18 protein-coding genes and 1 pseudogene are annotated in these 24,459 nt (G+C 32.8%); 1 reads left to right on the top strand and 18 read right to left on the bottom strand.

From position 1 onward, the window contains the following. Positions 1-1,635: 1,635 nt before the first annotated feature. Positions 1,636-2,130: a tRNA adenosine(34) deaminase TadA gene (gene tadA, locus ACICP0_RS01985; protein WP_395479640.1), complete on the top strand. Its 495-nt coding sequence runs from the start codon at positions 1,636-1,638 to the stop codon at positions 2,128-2,130. Between the two features lie 99 nt (positions 2,131-2,229). On the opposite strand, the gene accA is transcribed toward tadA, so the two are convergent. The 18 genes and pseudogenes from accA to sucC all read right to left on the bottom strand — a co-directional run bounded on the left by accA (position 2,230) and on the right by sucC (position 24,432). Next, a complete protein-coding gene (gene accA, locus ACICP0_RS01980) occupies positions 2,230-3,189 on the bottom strand; it encodes an acetyl-CoA carboxylase carboxyl transferase subunit alpha (RefSeq protein WP_395479639.1) in 960 nt (319 codons plus the stop codon). A 243-nt stretch (positions 3,190-3,432) separates the two neighbouring features. Continuing rightward, positions 3,433-6,696 (bottom strand): annotated as a pseudogene (dnaE, locus tag ACICP0_RS01975) (DNA polymerase III subunit alpha); the annotation flags it as partial. A 476-nt stretch (positions 6,697-7,172) separates the two neighbouring features. Further along, positions 7,173-8,321, bottom strand: coding sequence for a lipid-A-disaccharide synthase (gene lpxB / locus ACICP0_RS01970; protein ID WP_395479638.1), 1,149 nt, complete (start codon positions 8,319-8,321; stop codon positions 7,173-7,175). 13 nt (positions 8,322-8,334) lie between these two features. After that, positions 8,335-9,123, bottom strand: a complete 789-nt coding sequence (gene lpxA, locus ACICP0_RS01965) for an acyl-ACP--UDP-N-acetylglucosamine O-acyltransferase (RefSeq protein ID WP_395479637.1) — start codon at positions 9,121-9,123, stop codon at positions 8,335-8,337. A 4-nt stretch (positions 9,124-9,127) separates the two neighbouring features. Beyond that, complete coding sequence (gene fabZ, locus ACICP0_RS01960) at positions 9,128-9,583, bottom strand: 3-hydroxyacyl-ACP dehydratase FabZ (protein ID WP_395479636.1); 456 nt, start codon at positions 9,581-9,583, stop codon at positions 9,128-9,130. Positions 9,584-9,720: 137 nt separating this feature from the next. Then, positions 9,721-10,743: a UDP-3-O-(3-hydroxymyristoyl)glucosamine N-acyltransferase gene (gene lpxD, locus ACICP0_RS01955; RefSeq protein WP_395479635.1), complete on the bottom strand. Its 1,023-nt coding sequence runs from the start codon at positions 10,741-10,743 to the stop codon at positions 9,721-9,723. A 3-nt stretch (positions 10,744-10,746) separates the two neighbouring features. Continuing rightward, positions 10,747-11,247: a molecular chaperone Skp gene (gene skp / locus ACICP0_RS01950; protein WP_395479634.1), complete on the bottom strand. Its 501-nt coding sequence runs from the start codon at positions 11,245-11,247 to the stop codon at positions 10,747-10,749. Between the two features lie 150 nt (positions 11,248-11,397). Further along, on the bottom strand, positions 11,398-13,821 hold the full coding sequence (bamA, locus tag ACICP0_RS01945; protein ID WP_395479633.1) for an outer membrane protein assembly factor BamA: 2,424 nt from the start codon (positions 13,819-13,821) through the stop codon (positions 11,398-11,400). Positions 13,822-13,860: 39 nt separating this feature from the next. Continuing rightward, complete coding sequence (rseP, locus tag ACICP0_RS01940; protein WP_395479632.1) at positions 13,861-15,219, bottom strand: sigma E protease regulator RseP; 1,359 nt, start codon at positions 15,217-15,219, stop codon at positions 13,861-13,863. A gap of 21 nt (positions 15,220-15,240) precedes the next feature. Beyond that, on the bottom strand, positions 15,241-16,098 hold the full coding sequence (cdsA, locus tag ACICP0_RS01935; protein ID WP_395479631.1) for a phosphatidate cytidylyltransferase: 858 nt from the start codon (positions 16,096-16,098) through the stop codon (positions 15,241-15,243). A 163-nt stretch (positions 16,099-16,261) separates the two neighbouring features. Further along, entirely contained in the window at positions 16,262-17,026 is a 765-nt protein-coding gene (gene ispU / locus ACICP0_RS01930) for a (2E,6E)-farnesyl-diphosphate-specific ditrans,polycis-undecaprenyl-diphosphate synthase (protein ID WP_395480245.1), read from the bottom strand. A 191-nt stretch (positions 17,027-17,217) separates the two neighbouring features. After that, positions 17,218-18,414 carry a 1-deoxy-D-xylulose-5-phosphate reductoisomerase gene (gene ispC, locus ACICP0_RS01925; RefSeq protein WP_395479630.1) on the bottom strand — a complete coding sequence of 399 codons (1,197 nt, stop codon included), beginning with the start codon at positions 18,412-18,414 and terminating at the stop codon, positions 17,218-17,220. A gap of 151 nt (positions 18,415-18,565) precedes the next feature. Further along, entirely contained in the window at positions 18,566-19,123 is a 558-nt protein-coding gene (frr, locus tag ACICP0_RS01920) for a ribosome recycling factor (protein ID WP_395479629.1), read from the bottom strand. Positions 19,124-19,197: 74 nt separating this feature from the next. Further along, a complete protein-coding gene (gene pyrH, locus ACICP0_RS01915) occupies positions 19,198-19,923 on the bottom strand; it encodes a UMP kinase (RefSeq protein ID WP_395479628.1) in 726 nt (241 codons plus the stop codon). 189 nt (positions 19,924-20,112) lie between these two features. Further along, the gene (tsf, locus tag ACICP0_RS01910; RefSeq protein ID WP_395479627.1) at positions 20,113-20,931 is read right to left on the bottom strand and encodes a translation elongation factor Ts; all 819 of its coding nucleotides are present in this window, start codon (positions 20,929-20,931) and stop codon (positions 20,113-20,115) included. Positions 20,932-21,036: 105 nt separating this feature from the next. Then, entirely contained in the window at positions 21,037-21,753 is a 717-nt protein-coding gene (gene rpsB / locus ACICP0_RS01905; protein WP_395479626.1) for a 30S ribosomal protein S2, read from the bottom strand. 634 nt (positions 21,754-22,387) lie between these two features. Then, positions 22,388-23,263: a succinate--CoA ligase subunit alpha gene (gene sucD, locus ACICP0_RS01900; RefSeq protein ID WP_395479625.1), complete on the bottom strand. Its 876-nt coding sequence runs from the start codon at positions 23,261-23,263 to the stop codon at positions 22,388-22,390. Next, a complete protein-coding gene (sucC, locus tag ACICP0_RS01895) occupies positions 23,263-24,432 on the bottom strand; it encodes an ADP-forming succinate--CoA ligase subunit beta (protein ID WP_395479624.1) in 1,170 nt (389 codons plus the stop codon). Before sucC ends, sucD begins: the two co-directional genes overlap by 1 nt. Between the last annotated feature and the right edge of the window lie 27 nt (positions 24,433-24,459).

The raw sequence follows: 24,459 nt of genomic DNA, 5'->3' as shown, positions 1-24,459 counted from the left end.
CAGAATTTTGATTTAAAAGAATAAATAATAATTAATATTATATTGAATATATCTTATAGTATATATGTTGTTGCTATATCAACATGGTCAACCTTTTCGACTTGCATTGAAAATAAATTCAAAAGAAAGACAGTACTTATGATATATTTTAGTGTTTTTAAAAAATTTTTATTAATAAAATATAATAAATTTTATACTCTATTACCATTTTAAAAATAAATATTTTTTACGTACACATAATTCATGCGTTTATCTTAATATTTTATAATGTAAATTATTAAATTACTGTTTTTAGTAGTAAATTTATTAAATAAGAGAAATTTTTTTCATAAAGTACTACATTAAAATTATGTAATATCTTATTAAATTATTTACATGTACTAAATATATTCTTAATTAATTTAATATTTTAAAAGTTTGTGTATTTATGTCAATGGAAAGTTATTGTGAATAGTATTTTTTATAATTACAAATTTAAATTATTTTAAATAAGTTATTTTTTTAACTGTCAAAAAATAAGAAATACTTTCTTATATTTTCAGAATATAATATGAAATATTCAATATGCCTTATACCTTATTTCTAAGAACAAATATATGATTTATTAATTTTTCTTTTTTATAGAATATTGATTATTAAAAATAACCAGGACAACAAATTAAGTACTAATTATAATTAATTGGATCCACAGATAGGATCTATATTTTATTATTTTCAATAAAGTTATTATATAACATAGCTATATTAATCAATATCAATGCTAAAAATAGCATTTTCCATAATTAATATTTTTATTAAGAAAAATCAGATTAATAGTAGCTCCTTTGACTACGTTTAGTATCTAAAAAAAAGTAGTGTATTGAATAAAATAATTTATTTCAATGATTATTGATACAGATCATATCATGAAATAATGAGAATATTATATTTTATAATTTTCTATGATATTCAGACTAATATGGCATGCTTAACTTCAGCACTTCTATTTTTCTACTAGAATTACTTATTTTATGAGTATTTCATAACATATACTATTCTATATATAAATTTTTAAAGAGCCCAACTCATTTGTTGAATGAATTATATTCGTTCTAAATGTTCATAGATATTTTGTTTATTTTATTATTGTTTATAGTTTAAATGAGACATCAAAAATGAAAAACAACGATTTTCCTATTTAGAAGAATTAAATAGTTGATGGGCTAATTTATAATATTTCATGTTATTTAATTAATGTTATTTAAATAACAGCTTTTTTAAAATTATAATTAAACATTTTCAATATTTAAATATTATTTGCATTTATAATCAAATATAAACTAGATGAATAATTAATCAATTATGTGACTTGTATTTAATAACTGATTGATATACTAAATAATATTGTATAAAAAAATTTTTATGATATTTTATCATGAATGTTATATGTGTATTATTAATTTCCAATTACTGCCATTTATATTGAATGTATACATAGGAATTTCAATAACAACATTTATATCAAAATATAGTACTAGCGCAGTATTAACATTATTTTGATTGAAATTGTATATTCAGATTTTAGTTACATTAACAAACTTTTTGCATCATCTACGTAATAAATAGATATAATTCAATATTATTATGAGTAAGGTTATGAATAAGCTTTGCAATGATGAAAAATGGATGCAGCATGCCATAACACTGGCCTATCGTGCCGAAGCGATAGGCGAAGTACCTGTTGGTGCAGTTCTCGTGTTAAACGATCGTATTATTGGTGAAGGTTGGAATTGTTCTATCGAACGACATGATCCTACTGCTCATGCTGAAATTATGGCAGTACGACAAGGAGGAGAAAAAATAGGTAATTATCGATTATTACATTCAACTCTCTATGTAACATTAGAACCATGTGTGATGTGTGCTGGTGCTTTAATTCATGCTCGTATCAGTCGCTTGTTTTATGGTACGAAAGATAAAAAATCTGGTGCAGTGAGTTCACAATTAAATGTATTAAGTTATTCTGGAGTAAATCATCGTGTTATACCAAGTAGTGGTTTGCTAGAACGATCTTGCTCGATTCAACTTAGTCAATTCTTTCAAAATCGTCGTTTATATCATAAACATCAAACAAAACGCTTAAGCACTTAATTAATTGCTTGTAACATTCTAAATCGTACCAAAAAAATAAATAATACTAAATATGAACATGAGTAAGTCGTCGTATTAGATATTGATGATCTGTAACATCTAACAATAGCCATAATTCATCAGACGATGATAACGACGGCTCAATCGTTCTTCTTCATTTAAACTTTCAAGTTCAGAAAGATCTAATAACAGTTGTGCTTTTAATGATACAGCTATTTCTAGTACATCTCGATGAGCACCACCTAACGGTTCAGGAATTATGCTATCAATTAAATTAAGTTCTTTTAAACGTGATGCAATAATACCCATTGCTTCAGCAGCAAGTGGTGCCTTATCCGAATTTTTCCAAAGAATAGAAGCACACCCTTCGGGTGAAATTACGGAATAGGTACTATATTGAAGCATATTAATTTTGTCGCCAACACCGATCGCTAAAGCACCTCCAGATCCACCTTCTCCAATGACAGTACAGATAATTGGAATCCACAAACAGGACATTTCACGCAAATTTTTAGCAATAGCTTCGGACTGACCGCGCTCTTCTGCACCTACACCGGGATAAGCTCCAGGTGTATCAATAAATGTTAATAGAGGCATTTTAAATCGCTCTGCCATTTTCATCAGCCGTAGTGCTTTACGATAGCCTTCTGGAGTTGGCATGCCAAAGTTACGGCGAATCTTTTCTTTGGTTTCTCGTCCTTTTTGATGGCCAATAATCATAACTGGTCGTGAATTCAGACGCGCGGTACCGCCTACAATAGCTTTATCATCTGCATAAGCTCGATCTCCTGCCAGTTCATCAAAATCAGTAAAAATGTGTTGTACATAATCCATGGTATAAGGACGCATTGGATGTCGAGCCAGCTGAACAATTTGCCAAGCACCTAGATTAGAAAAAATTTTACGGGTCAGTTCCATACTTTTTTCACGTAGACGTAATATCTCTTTATTGAAATTGACATCTAACTTTTCATCTTGACGACTAAGCGAAGTCAATAAAGAAATTTTTTCTTCTAATTCTACGATTGGTTGTTCAAAATCAAGATTATTTAAACTCATAACACTCCTACATTAATTAAATGTCAATGCTACTTGTTCATTACTACAAATGTACAAAAATCATTTAATAAAAAGCTATCCGTTAGCTTAACATCTATAATTACATCTAATTTTAGATATGCATCCTATCTTTATTATAAATAATAAATCAAAATTATACCAAATTAATACAGTTTTTATTATAAAGAACAAGTTGTTAAAAAGTGTATATCAATTTTTAGTTTTTCCAATTAATTAGAGATCAAGTCCTCGCACATATTTGTCCCGTGCTTCGTTAATATCCATTAAATTGTGTGCAATCATTTTCAGACTATTATTAAAACTATCAAAATTAATTTTTCCACGAACAACAAGGATCTTATTTTTTTCTAGCAAAGGTTGATACTTATTTAAAATTTCTGGAAATAGAATCATATCTAGTTGGCTAGAATGATCATCTAACGTACATATTCCAATTCGGTTGCCACGTTTTGTTATCACAATCCGCACGGAAAATATTAAGCCTGCTGCGGTAATTATTTTACCACATTCGGTAATATCGATATCTTTGAGTCGTACTCCGCCTGTATAGTACTTTATTTCACGAGAATATTTAGTGATAGGATGATCTGTGAGATAGCATCCAATGCTTTCACGTTCGCCTTCCAGTATTTTTTTTTCCGACCAAGTTGGCACAGTATTATGAAGCAATGTCATTGCTGCAGATTTTTCTGTTAATACACCGAACATATCTACTTGTCCGATAACTTTAGCTTTAGTAAATTGGTTAGCAGCTTTAAGTACATTTTTTAAAATATGCATTAGTTCCGCTCGATGAGATCCAAAGCAATCAAGTGAACCAGATATAATAAGTTTTTCTAATATCCGACGGTTAAGTTTTCGAATATCGATTCGCGTGCATAAATCAAATAATCCACGGAAACAACCATCTTTATTGCGTGCTTCAATAATTGTTTTAATTAAACCTTCACCTATTCCTTTAATGGCTCCAATACCATACATGATTTCATGATTATCATTAACATGAAAGTGATATTGACCATTATTAATATTAGGCGGAAGTACTTTTAGATTCATTCGAAAACATTCATTTACATGACTGGCTATCTTCTCAGTGTTATCCATGTCAGCACTCATCACGGCCGCCATAAATTCTTCGGGATAGTGTGTTTTTAACCATAACGTTTGATAGGATAAAAGTGCATAAGCAGCAGAGTGAGATTTATTAAATCCATAACCTGAAAATTTCTCAACTAAGTCGAATAGTTTCATTGATAATTTACTATCAATACCAATTTTTTTTGCTCCTTCTTTAAATATAGATCGTTGTTTAACCATTTCCTCCGGTTTTTTTTGACTCATCGCACGCCGGAGTATATCTGCTTCACCTAAAGTATAACCAGCTAATATTTGAGCTATTTGCATAACTTGTTCTTGATATAAGATGATACCATAAGTTGACGCTAAAACTAACTGTAACGATTCATGCTGCCACTGTAAATCAGGAAAAGCAATCACTTCTCGACCATGCTTACGATTAATGAAATTATCTACCATGCCAGATTGTAGCGGTCCAGGACGAAACAAAGCTACTAGCGCAATCATATCTTCAAAGCAGTCTGGTTGTAGGCGTTTGATTAATTCTTTCATACCACGTGATTCTAATTGAAATATTGCAGTAGTTTCGGAACGCTGTAAAAGATCAAAACTCTTTTTATCATCTAATGGAATGGTAGCAATATCAATAATATCCAAACCTTGTTGAGTGCGTCGGCCATTAATCATTTTTAATGCCATATCAATAATAGTCAAAGTCCGTAAACCAAGAAAATCAAACTTTACTAAACCAGTACACTCAACATCATTTTTATCAAATTGTGTCACTGGATGATTACCTTCAACATCACAATAGAGCGGCATAAAATCAGTGATTTTTGTTGGTGAAATGACTACACCACCTGCATGCTTACTTGCATTTCGAGTGACGCCTTCAAGTTTACGTGCCATGTCGATGAGCATTTTTACCTCTTCGTCAGTATTGTAAATTTCTTGTAATCTTGGTTCAATAGTCAATGCTTTGTCCAATGTCATACCAGGATCTAGTGGTATAAGCTTAGAAATCTGATCTGCAAAACCATACGGGTGACCTAATACTCGGCTAACGTCACGAATAACCGATTTAGCTGTCATAGTACCAAAGGTAATAATTTGTGATACAGCATCAGTTCCGTAAGTTTCTATGACGTGTTCGATTACTAAATCACGTTTTTCCATGCAAAAATCGATATCAAAATCAGGCATCGATATTCGTTCTGGATTTAAAAACCTTTCAAACAACAAATCAAATTCTAGTGGATCAAGATCAGTAATCTTAAGGGCATAGGCTACTAGTGAGCCAGAACCAGATCCCCGACCTGGTCCTACTGGAATTTTATGATCTTTTGCCCACTGAATAAATTCCATGACAATGAGGAAATAACCTGGAAATCCCATCTGGTTAATAACATGTAATTCGGCTGTTAGCCGTTCTTCATAAGATAACCGTTTTTTATATCTTTCATCGGTATCGGGAAACAGAAAAATAAGCCGATCTTCCAATCCTGTACGTGCACATTTAATCAAATAATTCTCAGTAGAAAGGTTGCCGGTTGGAAATTTTGGTAAAAAATATTTACCAAGTCGAATAGTAACATTACAACGCCTCGCAATTTCTACACTATTAGATAATGCTTCCGGAAAATCAGAAAATAGCTTGCACATTTCTTGTTCGCTGCGCATATATTGTTGAGGAGTATAATGACGTGGTCTTTTAGGATCATTAAGGGTCAATCCATCATGGATGGCGACACGGATTTCATGAGCCTCAAAATCCTCTGGACTAATAAAACGCACATCGTTAGTTGCTACTATTGGTAGTCCTTTTCGCATAGCCAATTCTACTACTGCTTGTAGATAATACTCTTCATTTGGCCTACCAGTACGAATTAATTCTAAATAGTAATGTTCTGGAAAATATTTTTCATAGAATGCTAAGCATTGGTCTAACTTGTATAAATTATTTTTAATCAAGCAATAACCGACATCTCCTTTACGTGCACCAGAAAGTAAGATTAGTCCTTCGTGATACGTTATCAACCAATTACGGTCAATAATTGGTCCACGTGTATGATTATTAATATAGCCGTTTTTATAGGCTGTTGAGATAAGCAGTATTAAATTTTGATATCCAACATTATTAGCAGCTAAAAGAGTTAATTCTACTAATTCTTTGGTACCTAAAATTTCATTTTTTATTAGGAAATCTGCTCCAATAATCGGTTTAATACCGCTATTATGGGCAGCACAATAGAATTTAATCAAACCGAATAAGTTAGTAAAATCCGTGATGGCTAAAGCTGGCATATGCAGTGCCGCAGCTTGTTTAACTAGCGTTACAATTTTTGTTAAACCATCCATTACAGAGTAGTCACTATGTACACGTAGATGAATAAAGCGTGGTTCAGCCATATTTTGACTATCCGATATAGTTAGAAGTTACTAGTAGTGGTGATCTACACTGTAATTAAAATAGTTATAATACTACTTACTATTCGTTATAAATGAATGTAATATACGATCAGGATCGTATATTACGTAGTAAAATAAATTTTAATAAAGTAGTAGACATAATAATCAATAATATTTATTAGACGATGCGACATTGAATACTTCAATATCAAGAAGTTTCTAATGCGATAATTTTATATTGTGCATAGATGATATGGTCTTAAATGATATTAACTTAGATTATTAAGTTTCCCTTTTAAGTTATTTTTTTTACTCTAGGTTACACACTGATAGTGTTTTTTTTCAAAATTAATATAACAATAATTATCTTATTTATTGTATCCTATACCGGATTATATTTATAATAGTTATTTAAAATCCTATTTCAAATAGGATCTGATTGTTTATAACGATTAAAAGTTTTTATTCAAAGAATATTATATTAATGCTAGAACTGCATGAGCTGCTTTCTCATCAGCGTTACATTGTATTTTTTTATGGCAATGATAAAAAGCGGATTGCAATATAAAACGCTGTTTATAATCACTAAGTAATGGTGCAAGAAACATTGCCAATAAGTCTGGTTTGCACATTTCTTGTAATAATTCTTTAACTAATTCACGTCCAGCAAGTAAATTCGGCAATGATATCCAAGGAGTTTTAACCAATCGCTTTGCCAAAGCAAAAGTAAGAGGTTGCATTCGATAACCTACTACCATAGGACACTTTGCTAGCATGCATTCCAGAGTTGCTGTACCAGAAGCTATCAAAGCTGCATCAGCAGCGATCATGGCTTGGCGAGCTTTGTTGTTTAAAAGACGCACAGAAATCTCTGGCATAACTTTTAATTTTATACGTTCAAATTGATTACGTCTGGCTAAATTGACGCATGGTACAATGATCTCAAGGTTCGAAAATTGCTGTTTTAGTAATGCGGCACAGCGAAGAAAATCAGCGCTTAACATTTCAATCTCATTTTGACGACTACCAGGTAAAAGTGCTAGACATAGTGTATCAATGGGAATACCTAATTCTAAACGAGCAGCTGCTTTATCCGGATTAAGGAGCATGGAATCAGCCATAGTATGTCCAATAAATTGGCAAGGTATATCAAATTGATCATAAAATGCTTTTTCAAAAGGTAAAATAACTAGAACGTTATCAGTGGCTTGGCCTATTTTAAATATCCTTTTCTTTCTCCAAGCCCAAATTGAGGGACTAACATAATGAATAGTACGAATTCCGTGTTGTTTAAGATACCTTTCTAACTTGATATTAAAATCAGGTGAATCAATTCCTATAAAAACAGCAGGTTGCAATGCAATAAGACGTCGAATTAAATCACGTCTAATATATAAAAGACGAGGTAATCGTTTAAGTACTTCTACAACACCCATGACTGATAATTCTTCTATATTGTACCAAGATTCCATCCCTTCTGCTTGCATATGTGGACCAGCAATACCGACAAAAAGGACATTAGGAATGTGATTCCGTAACGAACGTATTAAACCAGCACCTAAAATGTCACCTGATGTTTCTCCAGCTACTAGTCCAATAATAATGGATTGTTGTATTTGTGTCATAACATAATAATACTTAACGTATAATACCACGCTGAGAGCGAGATAGAAAATTTAAAAAAGTAGTAATCACTGGATAATTGCTAGCTAATGCTTCTAATTCCGGTTTTGCTTCTTCAAGAGTTTTGCCGCTACGATAAATGATTTTGTAAGCGGTCCGAATTGCATAAAGTGCAGTGCGATCAAAACCATGTCGTTTTAGTCCTTTAATGTTTAAACCGAACGGTGTAGCATGATTTCCTTGAGCAACAATAAAAGGCGGTACATCTTGAGTCACACCAGAACAACCTCCGACTATTGCGTGTACTCCGATGATACAAAATTGGTGTACTGCAGTCATACCTCCAATAATAGCGTAATCATCCACTGTTACATGTCCTCCAAGTGTTGCGTTGTTTGCCATAATGCAGTGATTACCCACAATACAATCATGGGCAATGTGGGCATTAATCATTAATAAGTTATCATTGCCAATCTGAGTAACTTCTCCACCTTGTACTGTTCCACGATGAATGGTAACATTCTCTCTAATTTGATTACGATGTCCAATTTCTACTCGTGTAGGTTCACCGGCATATTTAAGATCTTGATTAACTTCACCCAGTGAAGCAAATGCATAAATTTGATTATATTCACCTATAGTAGTTTTTCCATTTATTACAACGTGAGATTTAAGAACTGTATGCGAACCAATTTCAACTTGAGATCCAATAAAGCAAAATGGGCCTATATGCACATCGGGATGTATAACAGCACCGTCTTCTATAATAGCACTACAATGTACAAAGTTTGATTGATCAATCACGTATTTATGTCTCCCGGCGACGGGCACACATCATCGATGCTTCGCACGCTATTTCTCCAGCTACTTTAGCAATACCTTTAAACCGTGCTACACCACGACGTTCTTTGATAAATTCAACTTCGAGAATCATTTGATCCCCAGGTTGCACAGGACGTTTAAATCGAGCTGAATCAATTGCAGCAAAATAATAGAGTTCTCCAGCTACTAATTTTCCCGCGCTTTTAAATGCTAAAATACCAGTTGCTTGAGCCATGGCTTCTAAAATAAGCACGCCAGGAAAAATCGGCTTTCCTGGAAAGTGACCTTGGAAAAATGGTTCATTGAAAGATACATTCTTTACTGCGCGTAAAAATTTTCCCGTTTCAAAATTTAGTACACGGTCTACCAGCAAAAATGGAAAGCGATGGGGTAAAAGTTCCAATATCTCTTCAATGTGCAGAGTATGAATGTCAGTAGTCAAAATACTCTTCCTGTTTAAGAAAAATTCTTATTAACAAAATGGCTTGGGGAAAAATAAGTAAACCTCAATGTAAAAGCGCTGGTACTATATTAATAGTATCTTAATGTGTATTCTTTCCAAGAAGGAACTAAGGCCGATTATTTTTTTAATAATTTTTGCTCAATCGCTTTTATTCGCTTATGCATATCGCTAATAGTCATAACTAACGCAGCAGTTTTGCGCCATTTTTTATTTGGTTGCAGTGGAATTCCAGAAGAATAAATACCAGATTTAGTAATTGAGCGAATTACCATACTCATACCAGTAACTATCACTTTATCGCAGATTTCTATATGGCCATTAATAACACTTGCTCCGCCTATCATGCAATAACGACCGATAATAACACTTCCAGCCATAATTACACCTCCAGCAATTGCTGTATTGTCGCCAATTAGAACGTTATGAGCAATGTGACATTGATTATCAATAATTACACCATTTCCAATATGGGTATCGTCTAACGTACCGCGATCGATGGTAGTACAGGCACCAATTTCAACTCGATTTTCGATGATTACACAACCTAGTTGGGGTAATTTAACCCAATTATCATTGTCTTTCGTATAGCCAAAGCCATCAGAGCCAATGATAGTACCAGATTGAATAAAGCAATATTTTCCAATGTAAACATCATGATAAAGAGTGACATTTGCCCATAATCGTGTACCAGCACCAATATGAGTATTTTTTCCAACAAAACAACCCGGACCAATGATAACATCATCTTCTAATATTACACCAGATTCGATAACGGTATTGGCTCCGATTGTTAGTCGTTGTCCTAAGTTTGTATCCTTGGAAATTACTGCTTTTGAACTTATATTTTCAAGTTCTTTCGGGATAGCGTTCATCAATTGTACTATTCGTGCATAAGCTAAATAAGGATTTTCAACCACAAGTGCAGAACTTGTACAAAAAGGTAAGTTTTTCTTAGTCAACACGACTGCTGATGCGTGACAGGAAGAGAGTTTATCACGCAAACGGTTATCTGCAAGAAATGTAATATGGCCTTCTTTCGCACTGCTTATAGAAGCAATGCCAGTAATCATGATATTACAATCACCGTGCAATTTTGCATCCAACTGCTGTGCCAAATCAGACAGTCGAATTGAAATCATGATTTATTTTTTAACCTGTTTTAGAACATCATTAGTAATATCTTTAGCGTTGTTAACGTAAGCCACAGCATTAGTATCAATCACAACATCATAATTTTCTTTAGTAGCAATTTGTCTTACTCCATCTTGAATATAATTCAAAATTTTATCACGTTCTTCTGTTTGACGACGTCGACTATCGTGCTCGAAAGTCTGAGCTTTATCAGATAAAATGTCGCGTTGTTCCATAACTACTTTTTCCAAAGCAATTCGTTCACTGGCTTTCATAGTCGATCCATCACGTTGTAAGCGTTTCATTTTAGTCTGTAAATCATTTTCCATGGATTGAATTTCAGTAGCACGTTCATTGAACTCGTTTTCAAGTTGTTTGGCGACCACAGCACGCTGTGGATGTTGCTGAAAAATGCTAGAAACATTAACGACAGCAATTTTATCCGAGGCCTGTATACTTATAGAAGTAGCAAATATGTAACTCAAGCTTGCGATATATAACCACTTTTTCACTGTAAACTCCTTAACCACATACACTATTTTTTATATTTCTTCATTATAAACCAGGTATACAGTTATATATGTTATTTGACACACTAATTTATATTAGAAATAGTCATACTATTCTACTGAGTTTAATAATATTTAATATTATAGATGATATTACCATGTTTTACCGATATTGAACTGAAACTGTTCAGATTTATCACCTTCATATTTTTTTACTGGTTGCGCATAAGAAAACACAAGCGGTCCAAGTGGTGACATCCATCGTAGTGCAATTCCAGTAGAAATACGGATATTACCTGGTAAACTATAGTTGGGAATTCCTGCAGTAATGTTAGTAACTTGCCAATGAGTATCCCAAATACTTCCAGCATCGACAAAAAATGAGGTATGTATTGAATTTTTATATTTATCATTTAAAAAAGGTGTTGGTACAATTAATTCTAAACTAGCAATAATCATTGCATTTCCACCTATAGCATCACTAGACTGATTCACTTTACGAGTGTTATAACGAAAGTTTTTACTACTTTTACATTCATAATACGCTGCTTTTGGTCCAATGCTATTTGAACGAAAACCACGTACAATATTTTCACCTCCTGCATAAAAATTGTCGTAAAATGGCATGTATTGATCACCTAATCCATCAGCATAGCCTATACGTGAGTGACTCATAAAAACCCATTTCCCATTTTTGAAAAGCGGAATGTAATGGCTAGCTTCACAAGTAATTTTATAATAATTATTATCAGAACCAGGTAGTGTGACTTTACCAATGCATTTAGCATATGAACCCATCATTGGAAAATAAAGACGATCTAAGCTATTGTAACTCCAACCTTTTGAAATAAAAAAGTCATCTGAATCGACTTTAGCATTCTTATTGATTATTTCAACATTAGATGTTTGAGGATGATGACGGCCGATACTTTGCAAATAACGCCACATTACTACTTGTGGTTTCATATTAGTGAGATTATTATGCGTATATTCTAAATCAAAGTTTAGTGAATGATATTCATTAATCGGAAAACCCCACATACCACCTAAGCCGTAACTACATAAATCATAGTCCGATAAAGCTGCTTCATTAGCTTTAAAATCATTATAAAAAATTTTTCCACCTAAACTAATATTATTTACAGTGAAGTACGGATTGGTGATTGAGAGTTCAGTATAATTTTGATAATCATTTTTAGCACCACTAAAATTAACAGAATTTCCAGTTCCAAGCCAATTATCTTGTTGAATACCAAATTGAAAGTTTATACCAGTTGACGTACCAAATCCTAGTCCGAAATTAACGTTACCGGTATTTCTTTCCTTTACTTTATAAATAAGATCAATTTGATCTTGTAAAAAAGGTACACGTTGTGTTTTAACATCTACAGTATCAAAATAGCCAAGGCGATTAAGATGTACCTTTCCCTGATTTACAAGATCAGTAGAAAACCAAGAACCTTCCATCTGTCGCATTACACGACGTAATACTGAATCTTTAGTAACATCATTACCTTCAAATTGTAAATAGCGAACATAAAAATGGTGGCCTGATTCAACTTTGATATATAATTTAACTGTTTTATTTACTTCATTAATTTTTTCTGCTATCGATATGAAAGGAAAAGCATAACCATAACGACCTAATAATTGTTTGATAGCATTTTCCATTTTAATGATTTTAGTTCCATTGTATAATTCGCCGAAACGTAATTTCGCTAATTGTTCAATTTCTGTAAAATGTCCAGCCATATGACCGCTGACTACTGTTCCAGATAACTTGTATTGTGGACCTTCAGTAATATTTAGGGTAATGTAAATATGTTTCTTATCTGGCGTTAAACTAATCTGTATAGAATCAATATTAAACCGTACATAACCATGATCAAGATAAAAACTTCTTAAATTTTCTAAATCTCTTATTAATTTTTGTTTTTGATATTTACGATTACTTATTATATTCCACCACGGCACTGAATCACGTAACTGAAATTTTGAAAGTAACTTAGATGTCGTAAATGCATGATTGCCAAGAATATTAATTTGTTGAATTTTAGCTGTAACGCCCTCAATAAATCTTAATTTAAGATTGACGCGATTGTGTGATAGTGGCAACGTTACCACATTAACTGTGGCATTGTATTTACCAGCGCTATAGTAAAAATCTTCGAGACTTTTTTGAATATTGAAAATCATGCTGTGATTAAGGGATTCTCCCACACGGACGCCTTCAATATCTAAATTTTTTTTCAATGTCGCTTCTAGTACTGTTTTATTGCCATAAAAACTAATACTGTCAATTATTGGACATTCTTTAACTTGTATAATTAGTGAAGCTCCGTCACGTAACACTAGAATATTTTCAAAATTGCCAGTAGAAAATAAAGCACGGATTATATTACTTGTATTCTCATTGGTCGCTATATCTCCAGTATGAACCGGTATGCTAAGTAATGCTGCACCAACAGTAACCCTTTGTAGGCCTTCGAAATGTATATCTTTTATTATGAATTCATCTGCACTAGTAGTACTGCAAAAAATTAGCAATGCTATGAGCAGAGACTTTTTCATCACCATTTTAATTATACGTTCTTCCTAATTGAATACAATTTCCATTTATCGTAGTCTGGATAAATCATTAAAAATAGTTATACCTATGAGAAATATCAGTATGATTGAGCCAATTCGATAACTGTAATTTTGCACGCGCTCGGATAATGGTTTCCCTTTCAGTTTTTCTATTATTAAAAAGAAAAGATGACCGCCATCTAAAAGAGGTAATGGGAATAAATTAGTAATGCCTACATTAACACTTATTATTGCTAAAAACATTAGATAATAAATCCAACCATATTCCGCTGATATTCTTGAACTTTGCGCCATAGAAAGTAGTCCACTTAAATGATTTAGTTTAATATCTCCAATTAATAATTGACCTAACATACTAATTGTAAATGATATTAACCGCCATACTTTTTCAATTGCATGACACAATGCTTTAAAAGGAGTAAATTTCTTCACGATTTTATATTGTTCTTGTACAGAAAATATCTTCGGTATCACACCTGCAAAACCTTCTATTTTTTCTCTATGTACTACTTTACTATCAGGTTTCAACCATATGTCCATCAATCTACCTTGGCGATTAATATTAATCTTTAATATTCGATCTGGATTTTCTCTAATCTTTGTTAAAAAAACTTGCCATGTAGATACTGAGTGATTATCAACTTTAATAATTTTATCATCAACTTGCAAACCAGCCTTCATTGCAACTGAGCCAGGCTTGATTTCACCAAGTATTGGTTCGATGTGTACACCAAGCGGTATAATACCTAAAGCAACAATTGGATCGTTTTGATTTACTCGATATTTCCAAGTGCGTAAATCTACTACTTTTTTTTCATAATGAGTAGAACCTAAATATGTAATTCCGACATGTATATTATTACTACCAATTTTATTAATGAGCTGTGAACGAACTGAATCCCAATCCGGTGTTTCAATATCGTCAATCGATTTTATTTCCATACCGGGAGAAAACTTAGCTTGCTCCACAATAGAATATGGAATTATATCTCCGATAATTGGTTTATATATAGGCATACCTATCATAAATATTAACCAATAAGCGAAAATAGAAAATAAAACATTAAAAAGCGGACCACTCACAATAATTAGTGCACGTTTCCAGATAGTTTTTTGATTAAACATTGCATGACGCTGTTCAGGTAAAATAGTATCAACTTGCTCATCAAGCATTTTTACATAACCGCCTAAAGGAATAGCAGAAATGACATATTCAGTACCATCCTTACTGTGCCAGCGCCACATAATACGACCAAAACCAATAGAAAATCGTACTATTTTCACGCCATAATGGCGAGCTACAAAGAAATGTCCGCACTCATGCACTGTAATCAATATACTGATTGCAAAAACAAACGTAGCAATATTCCATAAAAAATACAACATTAAGTGCTCCCAACATAACGTTTAGATAGTATTAAAAATTAATAAAATAAGAAAGGTAAAAACTGGTACTGCAGCGGTTAAACTATCTATACGATCTAAAATACCACCATGGCCAGGGATTAAGTGACTGGTATTTTTTATACCAACTTCTCTCTTAAACATGCTTTCTGTCAAATCACCTAATACAGCAGCTAAAGATGCTACTATAGAGCAGGTCAGTAATGTTACTGGCGAAATATTTAATGGTGCATATTTATTGAATAACCATGCTATTATAGCTGAAGTTACTAGTCCTCCTATAAAACCTTCCCATGTTTTTTTTGGAGAGAGACTAGGTACCATCTTGTGATTTCCTAGTAATTGTCCAAAAAAATAAGCGCCAGAATCTACTGCCCATACTAATGTCATCACATATAATAACCACCAACTACCAGTAAAATAATTAATATTATAATTATGTTGGCGCAATGCTAAAACTCCATAGAAAAAAGGAATAATAGTCAGCATACAGAATGCTATTTGCTGTAGCTTAGACTTATTCCATAATACGGCAGAATGAGGATAAGTACACACCAATAACGTTGCTGTAATCCACCAAAAAAAAGCACTCCATAAAGCACATCTAACTTGCCAAATAGAAATAATCGAATGGCAGTCTAAAATGACTAGTATAATTTGTGCTTGTAAGAAGCCACAGAAGACAGTAAGCCAAATACGTTGTTTAATAGATATTAAGCTGATCAGCTTTCCCCATTCCCAAACGCCTAGTATACATACTAATAAAGTAATTAATGCAAATGTAATAAATGGCAACATAAATAATGTTGAAATTACAATAGGTACCAAGATAAAGGTAGTAATAAGACGATGCTTAAGCAAACATTCTTCTCCTTAAAATAAGTGGAATTTATTAAAAATTTTTAATATATTAAAATTAATATTAACATCATGTAGTTACTTGTTGTACGTTTTGAATATCTTTTATTTGTAATGTATATTGTTTACTCAATATGAAAATGAAGTAAAATCAATGTAATATATTTTAAGATATGTTATTGACATCATGTGATGTCATGCCACCAAAACGGCGATTGCGTCTAGCAAAAGCATTAAGTGCTTTGTTAAACACAGTATCATTAAAATCTGGCCATAATACATCAGTAAAAAATAACTCTGCATACGCTATCTGCCACAGTAAAAAGTTACTGATGCGATATTCACCACCAGTACGAATTACCAAATCTACTGGTGCTAATTCATTCATGCAGATAACTCGACAAAGTACATTTTCATCAATTTGATCTGGACGTAAAATGCCATCTTGTACCTGAATAGCAATTTGCTGAACGCCTTGAATAATATCCCAACGTCCTCCATAATTTGCAGCAATATTTAAAGTTAAACCATTATTATGGTGAGTTAATTCTTCAGAATAACGAATTCGCTCCTGCAATCGTATACCAAAACGAGATATATCTCCAATAATTCTTAAACGAACATTACGTCTATGTAGACTTTTTACTTCGCTATCTAAAGCCTGTACAAATAATTCCATGAGAGCAGAAACTTCATGAATAGGGCGATTCCAATTTTCACTACTAAATGCATAAAGAGTTAATGCATCAAATTGATGGCTTACAGCAAAATTTACTGCACGTCGTACAGATTGTACCCCCGCTTGATGACCAAAATTACGTAATTTTCCATGATTCTTTGCCCAACGTCCATTGCCATCCATTATAATAGCTACGTGCCTTGGTAAGGATGGTTGTAATTCCTTTTTTGCTTTCTGATTTTCAGACGATATCACGCTTATTTATGTCCTTTTTAAAAAGCTACCATCTTAAATTACATAATAGACAATGTGCAAAAGTGCACAGCTAAAACTTATTCTAGATAGTTGACTGATCATGATTGATGTGAAATTAGTGGAGAAAAGGTTATATCATTTTGATTATTAAATGAATAAGTTACTGTTGAAAATCTATATAAATAAAATTAACGTCTATAACGACTAATGCTTAAACGGGCCATATTTCGTGCCTCGTGATCAAGTGACAGTACTTCTTCTATGCTATTAGGTTCATTTAAACAAAGCTTTTCCAACATCCATTGATTGACAATAGCAATATCAGTAAAGCGAATTTCTCCATGTAAAAATGCTTCTACTGCTATTTCATTAGCGGCATTTAGTACCGTAGTAGCTGCTTGTCCAATTTTACATGCATCAATAGCAAGTTGTAGGCAGGGATAACGTTTTCTATCTGGCTGATCAAAGCTTAACGTACCAATGTGTAAAAAATCCAATGGCATAACATTAGTGAATAAGCGCTCTGGATAAGCCATAGCATTAGTTATAGGAATACACATATCTGGTATTCCAAGGTGTGCTAATATACTACCGTCAATATAACGAACCATAGAGTGAATTACAGATTGGGGATGAAGCAAAATCTCTATTTGTTCAGAAGTAGCATTAAATAACCATCGTGCTTCAATATATTCTAATCCTTTATTCATCATAGTAGCAGAATCAACTGAAATTTTATGTCCCATTGACCAATTAGGATGACTGCAAGCTTGAACAGGTGTTATTTCTGATAATTTAGCTAATGATATTTTTCGAAAAGGACCACCAGAACCAGTTAAAATGATGCGAGATATACCGTGTTCAATGAAAGTGGCATGTCCTAAATTACGTTGAAATGATTCAGGTAAAATTTGAAAAATTGCATTGTGCTCACTATCTACTGGAAGTAATTGTGCGCCATTTTGGCGTGCTTCATACATAAAGAATCGACCACAAGTAACTAATGCCTCTTTGTTAGCAAGCAAGACGCGTTTTCCAGCACGTAACGCGCTCAGTGTCGCTGGTAAACCAGCGACACCCACGATGGCAGCCATTACAGTATCGATTTCATCCAATGCAGCCAATTCACAAGCTGCTTGTATACCGGATAATACTTCAGTAGATTGACCTGAAGAGGATAAATTATTTTTAAGAGTTCGTGCCATAACTTCATTTGCCATGCACGCATAGTGAGGTCGAAAAGTTAAACATTGCTCGGTCATTAAAGCTACATTAGCTCCAGCAACCAGTGCATGTACTGTAAACTGATCTGAATGATTTTTCACTACAGTTAGTGTCGTACACCCAATAGACCCAGTGCTACCGAGAATAGTTAAATGCCTCATGAAGTTACTTTAAATGCCGTCTAATTAGATTAATATCTTAATGTAAGACATACGTACTGTGATTTGTTACATTATATTTAAAAAATATACCAAAGACATAATTTTTCTATGAAAAAATATACTATTACGATATAATATGATTTATAAAAGATTAAGTTTTCATTAATTCAAATTCCTTTTTTTCTAAAACAATGTCAAGTTTTTTTATCCAAGCATCAGTTAATTTCTGAATTTCTTGCTGTAATCGATGCTCTTCGTCAATGTTGATAAATTTATTGTTTAAAAGAGATTTAACTTTTTCATTGGCGTCACGACGTATATTTCTTACTGAAATTCGTCTTTGTTCTGCCTCAGAACGAACTATTTTTATCATATCACGACGACGTTGTTCAGACAAAGGAGGACATGGTACATGAATTTTAGCTCCGGAAGAAAATGGATTTAATCCTAGATTGGAAATCATGATAGCTTTTTCGATTGATGGTATCAAAGCATGATCAAATACGGTAATAACTAGGCTACGAGAATTTTCAATGCAAATATGTGACAAAGTGCGAAGAGATACCGATGAACCATAACATTCAATTTGAAGATGATCAAGTAGATTGGGAGAAATCTGATCTGTACGAATTTTTCGGATATAAGTTTTAAATGCTTCAATACATTTTTCCATTTTTATATCAGTCTGTGCACAGATTTTATTAATCACGTTATCAACCTTTTAGATGTGGCTATTTAGTTAGATAAGCTGATGTGTTTTGATTCAGCTATATTTTTTATGCATTATCTTGTAATCAAAGTACCTTCTTGAGCGCCCATCACTAATCGTAGTAAAGCACCTGGCTTATTTATATTAAATACATGTATTGGTAAATTGTGATCCCGTGCTAATGCAAAAGCAGCGAGATCCATAATTTTTAAGTTTCGTTTCAGAACGTCATGATAGCTTAACTGAACATAACGTGTGGCATTAGGATCTTTTATAGGATCGTTTGAAAATACGCCGTCCACTTTTGTTGCTTTCAGTACAGTATCAGCCTTGATTTCAATACCGCGTAGACAAGCAGCTGAATCGGTGGTAAAAAAAGGATTTCCAGTACCGGCAGTGAAAATAACTACGTAATTATTTCGCAAAGAACTCATCGCTTCAATCCAATTATAATGATCACAGATTCCATTAATTGGGATTGCTGACATAAGACGTACATTGACACAGGCACGATATAGAGCATCACGTATGGCTAAACCATTCATCATAGTCGCTAACATTCCCATGTGATCACCCACCACGCGATTCATCCCAGCCTTGGCTAAACCTGCTCCCCGAAATAAATTACCACCACCTATGACTATTCCTATCTGTATTTTTAATTCTACTAATTCTTTGATTTCTTTAGCAATACGATCTAGTGTTTTGGCATTAATGCCAAAACCTTCGCTACCTTGCAGAACTTCGCCACTTAGTTTAAGCAATATGCATTGATAAATGGTTTTTATGCTAGTTGCCATTTATTCTGTTCCTTGATGGCATTTTGATGAGATAATATTTATCTCATCTCTGCTCGAGTAAAAATAAATATGACATAAATTATCTAATTTTAATTTATATTCATTTGAGGATATTGTTTATAGTTTCTATTATACTAATTTATATTACTTAACTATTCATCTTAATGAATTTCGATTACTAAATAAGTTTCAATGTTTTTCACTTTTTATTTTTTCTCCTACTTCAAAACGAATAAATGCATCAATTTTACAATCATGTTCGTCTAATAATTGCTCAATGGTTTTGTTAGGATCCATCACGAAATGTTGACTGATTAAAGAAATTTCTTGAGTGAACTTTTTCATACGGCCATCAACTATTATTTCAGCAATTTTATGTGTTTTTCCAGAGTGCATAGCAAGCTCCATCTGAATTTGATGTTCACGCGCTATAACATCGCTCGGTATTTCATCTGCTTTGAGATATACAGGTTTACTTGCTGCGATATGCATCGCAATTTTTTTTGCCAATTCTTCACTTGCATTAGTAGCAGAAACTATGACACCAATTCGTGTACCATGCAAATAATATCCCAGTATATCGCCTTTTATAGTATCTATACGACGTATAACAATATTTTCATTTATTTTGGATATTAACATCCTTGTTTGATCTTCGAATTTATCTTTTAGCACATGAATATCTTTGATATTCTCCTTAAGCGCGGTAGTAATCACTGTGTCACTAAAATTTCTAAAATCAGCGTTCTTAACAACAAAGTCACTTTCACAGTTTATTTCGATGATGGCACCATACTTTCTAGATTGCTCGATTTTAATTAATATTAAACCTTCATAAGCAGTTCTACTTGCTCTTTTAGATGCTTTTAATTGGCCGGATTTTCGCATATTATCGATCGCTACTTCAATATTTCCTTGCGCTTTAACTAGGAATTCTTTGCATTCCATAATCCCTATGCCAGTACGTTCGCGCAGTTCTTTTACCAAGGCGATAGAAATGTCAACCATAACAAATTCCTTGTTGTTTTTTAAAGAGAGAATTGTAGTATCATAAATACGGAATTAAATTTATTTAAATTTTAATTGATCAAGAAGATATAAATTTTTAATTTATTAAACGATTTCTATGCTATTTTTTTCAGATTTTACTCGAGAACGTCCTTCACAGATAGAAACAGCTACGGTAGTGAGATACAGATTGATAGCACGTATAGCATCGTCATTACCTGGAATAATAAAATCTATGCCATCTGGATCAGCATTAGTATCAACAACAGCAAAAACAGGAATACCTAAATTATTAGCTTCTTTAATAGCAATATGTTCATGTTTTGCATCAATAACAAATAATGCATCCGGTAAACCACTGATATCTTTGATACCACCTAAGCTATTTTCAAGCTTTTCTAGTTCTCGAGAGCGTATTAAAGCTTCTTTCTTAGTTAATTTATTGAAAGTGCCATCTTGAGATTGTATTTCTAGATCTTTTAAACGTTTAATAGACTGACGAACGGTTTTCCAATTTGTTAACATTCCACCCAACCAACGATGATTAGAAAAAAATTGATCGCAACTATTAGCAGCTTCTTTTATTGTTTTGCTTGCAGCACGTTTAGTACCGACAAACAAAATATTACCTTTTCGAGACGCAATGTTTTTCAGTTCAACTAGAGCTTTATTAAACATCGGTACAGTATATTCTAAATTAATAATATGAATTTTGTTGCGGATTCCAAAGATAAATGGTTTCATTTTTGGATTCCAGTAACGGGTTTGGTGGCCAAAATGAACACCGGCTCGAAGCATGTCAAGCATAGAAATAATTGCCATTATAAACCTCTATAAAATATGGATTTCGTACCTTTTATATTTTTTCATATTTCACTCTAATTTCTCAGTGGAGTGCGTCTAGACAATATATTAGTGTATGATAAACTCAAAACTTAGATTGTATTACTTTAATAAAATTAAAGAACAATAATAGATTGTTGTGATTCTTATTTTGTTAATGTACTGTATGTATAGTATAAAGTATGCTTAAGTTTAATTAAACATTGTACTTTGTACTTTTATTAATTTAATTGAAAATTAATAATAATTCATGTTAATAAAATCACTAAAAATATTAAAATTACTAATTTATTTGATTTTTTAAAAAATAAAACTTTATTTAACAATAATTTAAATATCAAAAAGAATATCTATTGCATAAATTTATCTCATTTCATTCTTAAGCGACCATTGATTTCAATAGAGATGATAGGCGTTAATAAACATTAATGATGGATTTATTGTATTAATCATCCTATATTTCACCTTTATGATTTATAATAATCATTTATTTCACCTTTATGATTTATAATAATCATTCTTACTACTAGTAGTTAATAGTACTAGAAAACGGTATAACAAAATAAAAGCTACACTTTTACATACAGACAGAATATTGATATTGTATAGCAAATTAACAATTATGGATGAGATTTAATAAAGTTTTGCCAATATCTTCTAGACTTTGAACAGTTGAGACACCAGCTTCTCTCAGAGCTGCACATTTTTCATCTGCTGTACCTTTTCCGCCAGAGATAATTGCCCCTGCATGCCCCATACGTTTTCCTTTCGGAGCTGTAACACCGGCTATATAACTGACTACCCTTTTAGTGATATGTTTTTTAATATAAACTGCAGCTTCTTCTTCTGCACAACCACCAATTTCACCGATCATCAAGATAATTTTAGTTTGCACATCTTCTTCAAATAACTTAAGAATATCAATAAAGCTGGAGCCAGAAATAGGATCACCACCAATGCCTACACAGCTTGATTGACCTAAACCAATATCGCTAATTTGTTTCACTGCTTCATAAGTTAAAGTTCCAGAACGCGATACAACACCTACACAACCAGGTTGATGAATATGAGCTGGCATAATACCAATTTTACATTCACCTGGTGTAATAACACCAGGACAGTTTGGACCAATCATATGTATGTTACTCTGATCAAGCTTCGCTTTTACTATTAACATATCCAATATTGGGATTCCTTCAGTAATACATATGATTAATTTAATACCAGCATCAATTGCTTCTAATATAGAATCTTTACAAGATGGTGCCGGCACATAAATAACAGACGTTGTAGCGCCAGTTTTGTCGACTGCGTCTCGTACAGTATTGAATACCGGCAAGTTTAAGTGTTTGAAACCACCTTTACCAGGTGTTACACCACCCACTATTTTTGTACCGTAGTTTAATGCCTGTACAGAATGAAAAGTTCCCTGACTTCCAGTGAATCCTTGACAGATGACAGTAGTATTTTTATCTATTAAAATAGACATTATTCATCCTTCGCTACAGCGACAACTTGTTGAGCAGCATCAGATAAAGTTAGCGCAGAGATAATATTTAATCCACTATCAGATAAATGTTTAAGACCCAGATCAGCATTATTTCCTTCTAGTCGTACTATAATAGGGAGATTGACATCTATTTTGGAGATTGCTTTGGAAATTCCGTCGGAAATTAAATCACAGCGAACAATACCACCGAAAATATTAACTAAAATCGCTTTTACTTTTTTATCTGATAAAATCAATTGAAACGCATCAGTAACACGTTCTTCAGTTGTACTACCACCTACATCTAAAAAATTAGCTGGTTCTCCACCATATAACTTTATAAGATCCATAGTTCCCATTGCTAAACCAGCACCATTAACCATACATCCAATATTTCCATCTAACGCTATATAATTAAAACCTAATTTCATAGCATAGATTTCTCGCCAATCTTCTTGATTGTTATCGCGCATTGCACGCAATTTTGATTGTCGGAATAATGCATTTCCATCTGTACTCACTTTTCCGTCTAAACAAATTAGATTACCATCGTTTGTAATAACTAATGGATTGATTTCTACTAACATTAAATCTAGTTCAAGAAAGAGTTTGGATAATCCCATAAATAGTGTTGTAAACTGATCCACTTGATGACCACTCAATCCGAGTGCAAATGCTAATTCACGACCTTGATAGAGCTGAGGACCGATAAGAGGATCTAGTGCAACTTTATACATCATAAAAGAAGTATCTTCTACTCCTTTCTCAATTTCTATACCGCCTTGTTCAGAAGCCATAAAAATTATGCGATTTGTACTACGATCAATAATACCTCCTAAATAAAGTTCTTTAGAAATGTTAGTAACAGTTTCTACTAAAATCTGATTGACTGGCTGCCCTCGAGAATTTGTTTGATAAGTGACTAAATTTTTACCGAGCCACTGTTTCGTAAAAGCTCGTATTTCTTCCTGTGATTTTACTATTTTTACACCGCCTGATTTACTACGTCCGCCTGCATGTACTTGACACTTCATAATCCAAGGTCCTTGTGTTCCAAGTTTTAAGGCAGATTCTTCTACTTCATGTAACGTATTACAAACATATCCTTTTGGGATAGGGAGACCATATAGATCAAAGATTTGTTTTGCTTGATATTCATGTAAATTCATGTTTTTATTCCATCTAAATCTAGTGAT

This window comes from Candidatus Curculioniphilus buchneri endosymbiont of Curculio glandium (assembly GCF_964275155.1).
GTDB lineage: Bacteria > Pseudomonadota > Gammaproteobacteria > Enterobacterales > Enterobacteriaceae > Curculioniphilus > Curculioniphilus buchneri.
Note: the sequence above shows the minus strand (reverse complement) of the source record. Positions and strands in the feature narration are given on the sequence as shown.